Source organism: Vibrio sp. Vb1755, from assembly GCF_033338635.1.
Classification (GTDB): Bacteria; Pseudomonadota; Gammaproteobacteria; order Enterobacterales; family Vibrionaceae; genus Vibrio; species Vibrio alginolyticus.
Map to the genome: position 1 here is coordinate 1 of NZ_JAWOTA010000312.1, position 1098 is coordinate 1098.

Annotated in this window: 2 protein-coding genes; one reads left to right on the forward strand and one right to left on the reverse strand. The window is 46.5% G+C overall.

What is annotated here, in order from left to right:
- Positions 1-35 precede the first annotated feature (35 nt).
- Entirely contained in the window at positions 36-395 is a 360-nt protein-coding gene (gene folB / locus R7E00_RS24800; protein WP_005465889.1) for a bifunctional dihydroneopterin aldolase/7,8-dihydroneopterin epimerase, read from the reverse strand.
- Between the two features lie 248 nt (positions 396-643).
- On the opposite strand from folB, the gene plsY reads away from it, so the two are divergent.
- A partial coding sequence (gene plsY, locus R7E00_RS24805; RefSeq protein WP_318124873.1) for a glycerol-3-phosphate 1-O-acyltransferase PlsY occupies positions 644-1098 on the forward strand: 455 nt, incomplete at its 3' end.

Sequence of the window (1098 nt, forward strand, 5' to 3'; positions counted from 1 at the left end):
GTCTATGTTTGTCCCCACACCGATATAAGTGGTGATCATGCTTGGCCTCGTTCAATCACAACCCCAACAGATCGTGCCTGAGGAACGGCGCCCGGTTTCGCTAAACGAATCTTCACCCAAGGAACGCTGAAGCGTTGCATGATAAGTTCTGCAACTTCTTCCGCTACGCGCTCTACCAACAAGAAGCGACCATTTTCAATATGATTTAATACTGCTTCACTCACCTGTGAGTAATCTAAGGCATCTTGAACATCATCACTTTTACCCGCAGGCTTGTTGTCGTGCGCCATTTCAATATCCAGAACCAACTTTTGTTTAATTTGTTGTTCCCAGTCATACACGCCAATCGTGGTGATTACTTCTAACTGTTCAATAAATACTTTATCCAGAGCCATCTTATGTCCTTCTTTACAGAGGTCGGATACCCGTCAGGGGTAATTTGATCGTAATATTCTATACCTAAGTAACCTTTGGCTAGGTCATCGAAATGTTACTTAGGTATAAACTGCGCTGCATCTTTATATACAAGAAATCACATAATGCAAGCTCTATCGCAGAGAGTATTTCAGCTCACCGCTGAATCAGGCTATGATACCAACTACGCGGGAACTGAGCATTAATTTCCAATCCATCAAGGACTTCTATGGACGCACTGGCACTAATAATGACAATGGCCGCCTACTTACTGGGTTCTGTTTCCAGTGCGGTGTTGATTTGTCGCCTGTTAAAACTGCCAGACCCTCGTAACGTTGGCTCAAACAATCCAGGCGCGACCAATGTATTGCGCATTGGTGGAAAAGGCGCGGCCGTATCGGTGTTGTTGTGCGATATGCTCAAAGGGACGATTCCAGTTTGGGGGGGGTACTTTCTTGGTATCGATCCTATCATTCTTGGCGTTATTGCTATCGCGGCGTGCCTTGGCCACATGTACCCAATTTTCTTCCACTTTAAAGGTGGTAAAGGCGTCGCTACCGCGCTTGGTGCCATTGCTCCAATTGGCTTAGACCTTACAGGCCTAGTTATGCTGACTTGGCTCTCGGTTGCAGTCCTGTTTCGCTACTCTTCCCTTGCCGCACTCGTCACTGTGTTAGTCACACC

Excerpts from the sequence above, each read along its gene's own strand:
- folB (WP_005465889.1), bottom strand. The coding sequence starts at position 395 with ATGGCTCTGGATAAAGTATTTATTGAACAGTTAGAAGTAATCACCACG.